Source organism: Tangfeifania sp. (assembly GCF_055108615.1).
Window position 1 is genome coordinate 109,395 of record NZ_JBSQIC010000003.1, and the last position, 9,034, is coordinate 118,428.

The window sequence follows — 9,034 nt, forward strand, 5'->3', positions numbered from 1 at the left end:
TTACGAAAGCATTTCTTTTACCTGTTTGTACACATTTTCGCTGTTAAAGCCCAGTTTTTCATCGAGCACTTTGTATGGAGCAGAAAATCCGAAAGTTTCCATTCCCCAAATCGAACCATTTTCGCCAACCAGTCCGGTGAGGGTTTCGGGTAATCCTGCCGTTAGCCCGAAACGTGGAATTCCTGTGGGCAGCACGCTTTCCTGGTAGTCCTTTGGTTGGTTTCTGAATAGTCCTTCGGAAGGGGCTGAAACCACCTGTACGTTCAGGTTATCTTTTTCAGACAGAAGTTTGGCACCGTCAACCAGCGACGATACTTCTGAACCGTTGGCAACCAGCACTACATCCGGTTTGGCGTTCGGTTTCAGGACAATGTAAGCTCCTTTTTCGGTTTGCAGTGCCGATTGATAAGGGTCTCCACTGGCCGGAATGTTTTCAATGTTCTGGCGCGACAGTATCAATGCTGTGGGTGTGGCTGTATTTTCAACAGCCATTTTCCATGCTACTGTAGTTTCGTTTCCATCGGCCGGGCGCAGCACCAGCATGCTGTTTTCACCACTGTGGTTTTTAAGTTTTTCCAGCAGCCTGATTTGGGCTTCCTGCTCCACCGGCTGGTGAGTGGGGCCATCTTCACCAACGCGGAATGCATCGTGTGTCCAAACGTATTTTACAGGTAGTTTCATGAGTGCAGCAAGGCGCACGGCTGGTTTCATATAATCGGAAAATACGAAGAATGTTCCGCAAACCGGGATAACACCGCCGTGTAGCGCCATTCCGTTTGCCATACAGGCCATGGTGAGTTCACTCACACCAACCTGGAGGAACGAACCACTGAAATCGCCTTTTTGCAGTGGCTGGGTTTTTTTCAGGAACCCGTCGGTTTTATCGGAATTGGAAAGGTCGGCAGAGGCCACAATAAGGTTTTCAACTTTGCCTGCCATTGCTGCCAGCACAGCGCCTGAAGCCCCGCGGGTGGCTACGTTTTCTTTTTGTTCTACTGAAGAAAAATCAAATTGAGGCGCTTCATCAGCGAAGAATGTTTTCAGTTTTTGGGCCAGCTCCGGGTTTTCCTTTTCCCATTTAGCCTGCCGGGCTTTTTTGTCAGCTGCGGCTTTTATCAGTTCTTCTTTTCGTTTATTGTAAAATTCTTTCACCTCTTCAAAAACCTGAAATGTATTTTCGGGGTCACCACCCAGGTTTTCAATGGTTTTTTCAAATGATGCGCCTGCTTTCGACAGCGGCATTCCGTGGGTTGAAGTCTGGCTTTCGAACGAGCTGCCATCTTCAGTAACAGCCCCTTTCCCCATTACTGTTTCGCCAATAATGAGCGTGGGTTTTTGCGTTTCGGCATTGGCCTTTTTCAGGGCTTCCCTGATTTGGTCCATGTTGTTGCCGTCAATTGTAAGAACATTCCAACCCCAGGCTTCGTATTTTTTTGCTGTGTCTTCGGCTGTAACCACATTGGTTTTTGTGGAGAGCTGAATTTTGTTCGAGTCGTAAAACATGATGAGGTTTCCGAGGCCCAGGTACCCTGCAATCCGCCCGGCACCCTGCGATACCTCTTCCTGAATTCCGCCATCGGATATGAAAGTGTAAATTTTGTGTTCCATCCAGTCGCCAAAGCGGGCAGTAAGGAACCGTTCAGTAATGGCAGCTCCAACAGCCATGGTGTGGCCTTGTCCCAGAGGACCTGAGGTGTTTTCAATTCCCCTTGCCACATCTTTTTCAGGATGGCCGGGAGTTACGCTTCCCCATTGCCTGAAATTCGATAAATCATCCATGCTGTAGGTTCCGGCAAGAGCAAGAACAGAGTACAACATTGGCGACATGTGTCCCGGATCGAGAAAGAACCTGTCGCGGTTGGGCCATTCCATATCGGACGGATCGTAGTTTAAAAATTCGGAGAAAAGGACGTGGATATAATCAGCACCTCCCATTGCACCACCGGGATGCCCCGATTTTGCTTTTTCGACCATCGCGGCCGAAAGAATGCGGATGTTATCAGCTGCTTTTTTGTCAATTTGATTACTCATGTTGTTATTTTTTTAGTTTTTATTCTGTAACAGAGGTTTCAGCCCAAAAATAACAAAAAAAAAGGAACCCGCAGGCTCCTCTTGTTCAGTGTTAAAATATTCTTATTTCTGAATTATTCGGACCATAAAAACTCCTTCAATTGATTTTAGTTTGGAAATGAGCTGTTCATCAATTTCGGAGCGGGTTACATCAATAATGTTGTAGGCAATGTTATCACGCTTTTTATTCAGCATGTTATCAATGTTTAACCCTTCGGAAGCCAGCACACTCGAAATCTGGCTAACCATGTTGGGGATATTTTTATTGGCAATTAATATTCTGGCACCGTCGTTTCTCTCCATAAATGCCTCGGGAAAATTAACCGAGTTTTTTATGTTCCCGTCTTCAATAAAATTTTTCAACTGGTTTACCGCCATAACGGCGCAATTTGTTTCCGACTCTTTTGTTGAAGCGCCAAGGTGTGGAATGGCAATCACATTGTCCATTTTAAGTGTTTCTTCGTTGGGGAAATCGGTAACATAGCGCGATACTTTTCCTGTTGCAATGGCTTCTTTTAAATCGCTCCGGTTTACCAGTCCTCCGCGCGCGAAGTTGAGCAAGCGTACGCCGTCTTTCATCATACTGAATTTTTCTTTGTTGATGTAACCTTCTGTTTCGGGGTTGAGCGGAATATTCAGTGTTACATAGTCGGCCTGCGTCAGGATTGGCTGAATACCTTCCACCCAGGTTACCTGGTTGCTCAGTTTCAGGGCCTGTTGAACTTTCATGTAAGGGTCGTACCCAATTACGTTCATTCCCAGTGCCTGGGCAGCATTGGCCACGAGCACTCCAATGGCTCCCAGCCCAATTACCGCCAGCGTTTTACCTTTAATTTCCTGCCCGGCAAAATTCTTTTTCCCCTGTTCAATCAAAGCCGGGATTTCGTCTCCCTTGTCAACCAGCGTTTTGACCCATGCAGCTCCGTCGATAATGTCTCTCGACGAAAGTAAAAGGCCTGCAATTACAAGTTCTTTTACACCATTGGCATTGGCACCGGGGGTGTTAAAAACCACAATTCCTTTTTCGGTGCATTTTTCAACCGGGATGTTATTTACCCCGGCACCGGCACGGGCAATAGCTTTTAACGAGGAAGGGAGTTCCATGTCGTGCATTTTAAAGCTGCGAAGCACGATGGCATCCGGGTTTTGAAATTCGCTTGCAATTTCGTATTTGCTTAACGGGAAAAGGGCTAACCCGTCGGGATCGATTTTATTTAACGTTTGAATTTTAAACATTTGTATATGATTTTTTGAGTTGTAAATCTATTGATTTGCTAAGGAACAAATATCATAAATTTATACCAAGTAGTTCAAAGGAAAGCGGTGAGATTTCAATATAAAATTAACATCAAGTAGTTTTTGAGGGTAAAAAGTTTTATTTTTTCAGTTTGAAGCTGCTTATACAATTAAATTGTAACAGGATTGGTCATTAATAATGAATTGACCTGATTTTCGAGCATCCGGCCAACAAAATGTAAAGGAAACTTGTCAATTCAAATTGGTGTTTCGCGGCAAACCATTAATACCATTGAAACCGGAAGGTACGTTCCTTCAACGGTTTTGGCGCTGAAAATTTCCAAAATATTTGAAAAACCCGTGAATGAAATATTTAACCTGGAAGATTCAGATTAATTATTTCAGCCGCACTTTGGCAAATACCGGTAAATGATCCGAGGGAAACCGGTTGTCTTTAATTTCGCTTAGGGCAGCATATTTTAAAACCTCGATGTCCCCTTTCACAAAAATGTAGTCAATCCTTCGGCTGCTCAAATCGGCATTAATATCAAAACCGTTATACGTACCCACCGGTCCGTAGGGAGGTTCTTTTGTTACTTCGCGGCTGTCATCCAGGTAATCTTTGAGCATTTTAATGGGTTCCTGGTCGGGAGTGAGGTTAAAGTCGCCGGTTAGAATTACCGGAGTGCCTGCAGGCACCATTTCCTCAATTTTTTGGCGAATCAGCGTTGCCGAATTTTTCCGGGCTTCAACTCCTACGTGATCAAAATGGGTATTGAAAACCATGAATTCTTTGCCGGTTTCTTTCGATTCAAAAATGCCCCAGGTAACAATCCGGTTAAGCGCTGCATCCCAACCGGTACTTGGCTTCTCAGGAGTTTCTGACAGCCAGAATGTTCCCCGTTCATGTAAGTTGAACTTCGATTTTTTATAGAAAATGGGAGAGAATTCGCCCCCTTTTTTACCATCGTCGCGGCCAACGCCAAACCACTCGTATCCCGGCATTTCATTTTTAACATCTAAAATCTGGCCGTGGAGCGCTTCCTGCAAACCAAAAATGTCAGCTTCATGAAATTTCAATAATCCGGTGACCATTTCAATCCGGTTGGGCCATGCGTTTTCTCCGTCATTTGGGGTGTTGTACCTGATATTGAAAGAAATAATGTTCATTGGTTGCGAAAGTAAAACTGTAGGAATTAAAAGCAGAAAGAAAAAGATTATTTTTTTCATTGTTCACAGAAATTAAATTGTTCATATTCCGGTTTTTGCTGAATTCCCTGTACAACAGTGTGACGGTTTTCAGCGGTGCCGCTAAGCACAAAGTTATAACAAAAATCAACGATTTCGTCGAAGTACTCTGTCATTGGTTGGCTGGCCATTTCGTGTCCGGTGCCACAGGTAGTGTGTAGCCAGTGAGGTATTTCAAGCTGTGCCAGTTTTTTTGCAATGGTGTGCGAACCATGCAGAATAATGTACCCGGGCTCATTGGGATTGCAGTAATGATGCGGTGCCGAGGCATAAGGCACCAGGTTATCGTCAGTGCCGTGAAAAAGCAGTGACGGAACGGCCGAGTCCTCAAATATTATAGAAGTGTCAGGAATTGCACCGGCCATTCCAATTACCCCGGCATAATCAACCGGGCCTGATTCGAGCCCGTAACAAAAGGGTGGCTGGTAGGCTGTTATCAGGGCAGCTTCAGCTCCGGCACTGCTGCCGGCAAGAATTATTTTTTGCGGATCAATCTCAAACTGGTGCCTGTTTTGAATCAGGTAGTAGGTTGCATCCTGAATATCTTCCATAGCTGCATGGAATGTATTTAGCTTTTCGGTGGCCGGGCAGTTGCAGCCAAAGCCGCCTTCTTTTCCTTTTCGTGTTAGCCGGTACGAAATGGATGCCGTTACGTAACCAAGTTCTGCAAGGCGGGTACAAAATTTCACGTTGTCTTCATGATCCCGTTCTCCTCCCTGAAAACCACCTCCGTGAATGTACATGATTACAGGCCGTTTAATTTCTGAATCGTTTACCGGCATGTAAATATCCATGTCGAGGTTTTGTCCGTCTTTTGAAATGTAAGTGTGAGTTTCTGTTGCTATTTCATCGGTAATTGGAGCGAGGTACCGTCCCTGGGCAAAGGCTGAAAAAATTATTCCCCAGAAGAGCATTAACATTGACGTAAATTTCATAGCGCTGAAAATTTTGCCGAATATAATGAAATAATAAAAAAATAAGGGACCCGACTCTTCGGATCCCCCCTGTACAAATGCCCTTTTTTAAACCAGATAAATCAATTACGGTTAAGTAATTTAAAGTTTATCTTCCCTAAAATTTTTAACTAAACTACAATACCGGATTTCGCAAGAACTGATCCTGTTTTTGTAAGTTGTTTGTTTACAGTGTTTTGTTGTTCGGGGTGTGATTTTTCATTTTCTCAAAATGGGAAAAGTTTTTTGATTTGGGATAGTTTGTCTTTTCATCGAAGAAAACTGAATAAGGGAAATGATGAACAAAAAAAATCCGGTGCCATCCAGGTGCCGGATTTTTTTGAAGAGGGAGTGATATTAATAATGTTTCCGTTTCGTGTATTTTGTATGCAACAGATGATGTGATTTTTCACCCAGCGGCTCAATCAGGAAATCTTTGTAAAGTTTTTGTATTTCCGGATTTTCATGCGACTTCCGCAGGGGCAGGTCTCCATCTTCGGCATAAATGGCTTCGGTGCGTTTTTTCCTGATCTCTGGGTTGGTAGGAATAGGTTGTCCGCCACCACCGAGGCATCCGCCCGGGCATGCCATAATTTCAATAAAATGGAAATCGGCTTCTCCGGCTTTTACTGCATCCATCACTTTTTTGGCGTTTACCAGTCCGTGGGCCACTGCACATTTCAGCTCCACACCATCGAGGAACGACCATTCTTTGAGTGGTTTTTCAATTTTGATGGTTGCTTTCCGCACACCTTCCAGGCCCCTCACAGGCAAAATATTCAGATTGTCGAATGGCACGTCGCGCCCGGTAACCAGCTCGTAGGCTGTGCGTAATGCGGCTTCCATAACTCCTCCGGTAGCACCGAAAATTACACCGGCACCGGTTGATTCGCCCATCAGCCGGTCGAATTTTGCAGGGGCCAGTTTTTCAAAGTCCAGTCCGGCCTGTTTGATTAAAATAGCCAGCTCACGGGTGGTTAACACATAATCTACGTCGCGGTACCCGCTGTCGTGCATCTCGGGCCGGTTAGCTTCAAATTTTTTAGCCGTGCAAGGCATTATTGAAACTGAAACGATATTTTCGGGATCAAGGTTCCGCGCTTTGGCGTAATACGTTTTTGCCAGTGCCCCGAACATTTGCTGCGGCGATTTACAGGTCGATAAATTATCCAGGTATTCCGGGTACAAATGCTCGATGTATTTAATCCATCCCGGCGAGCAGGAAGTTGCCATTGGAAGTTTCACATCCGGGTCTTTGTCAACCAGTGCTTTTTTCAAGCGCATCAGCAGTTCGTTTCCTTCTTCAACAATAGTGAGATCGGCAGAGAAATCGGTATCGAGAACCGAATTAAAACCTAACCGTTTAAGTGCAGCAGCCATTTTACCGGTTACTCTTTCTCCTGGTTTCATTCCGAGTTCTTCACCCAAACCAACACGTACCGCAGGTGCTGTTTGAACAACCACGTGTTTGGTTGGGTCGGAAATGGCCTCCCAAACTTCTTCAATGTAATTCTTTTCAACCAGTGCGCCGGTGGGGCAGTGGTTTACGCATTGTCCGCAATTGGTACAAACCACATCGTTCATCGGTTTTTCAAAGAAAGTGGCTATTTTCATTTTGTCGCCCTTGTAGGCAACAGTGAGCGCATTTACACCCTGAAGTTCGGAGCAGGTCCTTACGCAACGCTGGCAACGGATACATTTACTGTCGTCTTTCATTATCGACGGCGAAAACATATCGATGGTATAGCTTTTCATGGGTGCCAGCTCCAGGAAGTCCTGGGTCATTATTTTATATTCCGATGCCAGTTCCTGCAGTTCGCAGTTTCCGTTGCGGTAACATTTCGTGCAGTCGGCATTGTGTTCTGACAGCAGCAGTTCAATAATGTGTTTTCTTGAATTTCGGACCTTCAGGCTGTTGGTTAGTATTTCCATCCCGTCTTCGCAGGGGGTTGCGCAGGCTGCCGAAAGCCTTTTCTGCCCGACTACCTCAACCACGCAAACCCTGCAGTTACCTGCAACACAAAGGTCTTTATGATAACACAATGTTGGTATGCGCACGCCCTGTTCCTCGGCTGCCTCAAGAATTGTTTTCCCTTTTTTTACGTCAACAGGATAACCGTTGATTGAAATATTGATATTTTTTGTCATTTTTTTCTGATTTTCAATTTTAGTAAATCATCTCTTCCCTGAAATTCTCGACAATAGAAGAGAAAGAATTTGCAACAGATTGTCCTAATCCACACTTGGCCGTGTACTGCATGGTTTCCGTCAATCTCAGCAGCTTTTCGAGGTAAGAAGCTGGCTTTTCACCGCGTTTAACGGCTTTAATTCCGAGCAGCAGCTGCTGGCAGCCCACCCGGCAGGGAGTGCATTGCCCGCACGACTCTTCCCTGAAAAACTCGAGGTAATTATCGAGCACGTTGAACATGGAGCGTGAACTGTTGAAAAGCATCATGGAACCACCTGTTGGCAGTGAAATACCAACAAGTTTTCCCTGGTAGCCGATTGCCGTGTCGTTAAATTTTTTCCGTGGCACCAGGAATCCTGATGCGCCGCCCACCTGAACGGCTTTGGTATCGCCATCGCCGAATTCATATACAAAATCTTGCAGGCTCATCCCCAGCTCCAGTTCGTAAATTCCCGGCTTGGGCGTGTCGCCCGAAACGGAGAACAGTTTTGTTCCGCGGGAGTACTGAACTCCAAGGTCGTAGAATTTTTTTGCACCGTATTCAAAAATGGTGAAGGTGTGCACCAAAGTTTCTACGTTGTTTATAACTGTTGGGCCATCCATGTACCCGGCCTGGGTTGGGAATGGCGGTTTGTTACGGGGTTCGCCCCGTCTGCCTTCCATCGATTCCATCAGGGCGGTTTCTTCTCCGCAGATGTAGGCACCGCTTCCCATAAAAATTTTGACTTTAAAATCGAGGTTGGTCTCTTTGCAGTAATAATGGAACTCCTCGATGGCTTTGTTCAGTTCTTCTTCAAGAAATTTGTATTCGCCACGCAGGTAGATAAATCCTTCTTTTGCCCCGGTTACATGGCCGCAAACAGCCATTGCCGTAAGTACTTTGTAGGGGACGCGCGAAAGAATCTCACGGTCTTTGAATGTGCCGGGTTCCCCTTCGTCTGCGTTGCAAATTACATATTTGTTTTTTGCTTTTGCCTCAGAAGTGAGCTTCCATTTCAGTCCGGTGGGGAAACCGGCTCCTCCTCTTCCTTTCAGCTCCGAACTTATCAGTTCGTTTATAATATCTTCCGGTTTCTTTTTTATGGTAGTGGACAGGACTTTCTCCCAGTTGTTTTCATTTTTAAAAATGAAATCCACTCTTTTTAATTGATATGAGTATGCCATTGCTTCCTGTTTTTTAGTTAAATTGATTTTTTAATGTACCCTGAAAGAATTTCCCGGATTTTTTCCGGGGTGAGGTCGGTATAAACTTCATCATTTATAAGCATTGCAGGAGCTTTGTGGCACCACCCCAGACAATTGGTCTCGAGCAAAGTGAACCGGTTGTCAGGGGTTGTTT

Annotated in this window: 8 protein-coding genes; 1 reads left to right on the top strand and 7 read right to left on the bottom strand. The window is 45.1% G+C overall.

The window, feature by feature from the left end; translation table 11 throughout:
- A complete protein-coding gene (locus ACTCNA_RS01455) occupies window positions 1-2,031 on the bottom strand; it encodes a transketolase family protein (RefSeq protein ID WP_462946117.1) in 2,031 nt (676 codons plus the stop codon).
- A 102-nt stretch (window positions 2,032-2,133) separates the two neighbouring features.
- Window positions 2,134-3,306 (bottom strand): phosphoglycerate dehydrogenase, encoded by a 1,173-nt coding sequence (locus ACTCNA_RS01460; RefSeq protein WP_462946118.1) that lies wholly within the window; start codon window positions 3,304-3,306, stop codon window positions 2,134-2,136.
- Between the two features lie 249 nt (window positions 3,307-3,555).
- On the opposite strand from ACTCNA_RS01460, the gene ACTCNA_RS01465 reads away from it, so the two are divergent.
- Window positions 3,556-3,702, top strand: a complete 147-nt coding sequence (locus ACTCNA_RS01465) for a helix-turn-helix transcriptional regulator (RefSeq protein WP_462946119.1) — start codon at window positions 3,556-3,558, stop codon at window positions 3,700-3,702.
- Here the strand turns inward: ACTCNA_RS01465 and ACTCNA_RS01470 are convergent, their stop codons facing one another.
- The 5 genes from ACTCNA_RS01470 to ACTCNA_RS01490 all read right to left on the bottom strand — a co-directional run.
- Window positions 3,703-4,536: an endonuclease/exonuclease/phosphatase family protein gene (locus ACTCNA_RS01470; RefSeq protein WP_462946120.1), complete on the bottom strand. Its 834-nt coding sequence runs from the start codon at window positions 4,534-4,536 to the stop codon at window positions 3,703-3,705. It lies immediately after the preceding gene.
- Entirely contained in the window at window positions 4,533-5,489 is a 957-nt protein-coding gene (locus tag ACTCNA_RS01475) for an alpha/beta hydrolase (protein WP_462946121.1), read from the bottom strand. Before ACTCNA_RS01475 ends, ACTCNA_RS01470 begins: the two co-directional genes overlap by 4 nt.
- 375 nt (window positions 5,490-5,864) lie before the next feature.
- On the bottom strand, window positions 5,865-7,655 hold the full coding sequence (locus tag ACTCNA_RS01480; RefSeq protein WP_462946122.1) for an NADH-dependent [FeFe] hydrogenase, group A6: 1,791 nt from the start codon (window positions 7,653-7,655) through the stop codon (window positions 5,865-5,867).
- A gap of 19 nt (window positions 7,656-7,674) precedes the next feature.
- Window positions 7,675-8,859, bottom strand: a complete 1,185-nt coding sequence (locus ACTCNA_RS01485; RefSeq protein WP_462946123.1) for a complex I 51 kDa subunit family protein — start codon at window positions 8,857-8,859, stop codon at window positions 7,675-7,677.
- Window positions 8,860-8,876: 17 nt separating this feature from the next.
- The coding region (locus ACTCNA_RS01490) for an NADH-quinone oxidoreductase subunit NuoE family protein (protein WP_462946125.1) at window positions 8,877-9,034 on the bottom strand (158 nt) is incomplete at its 5' end.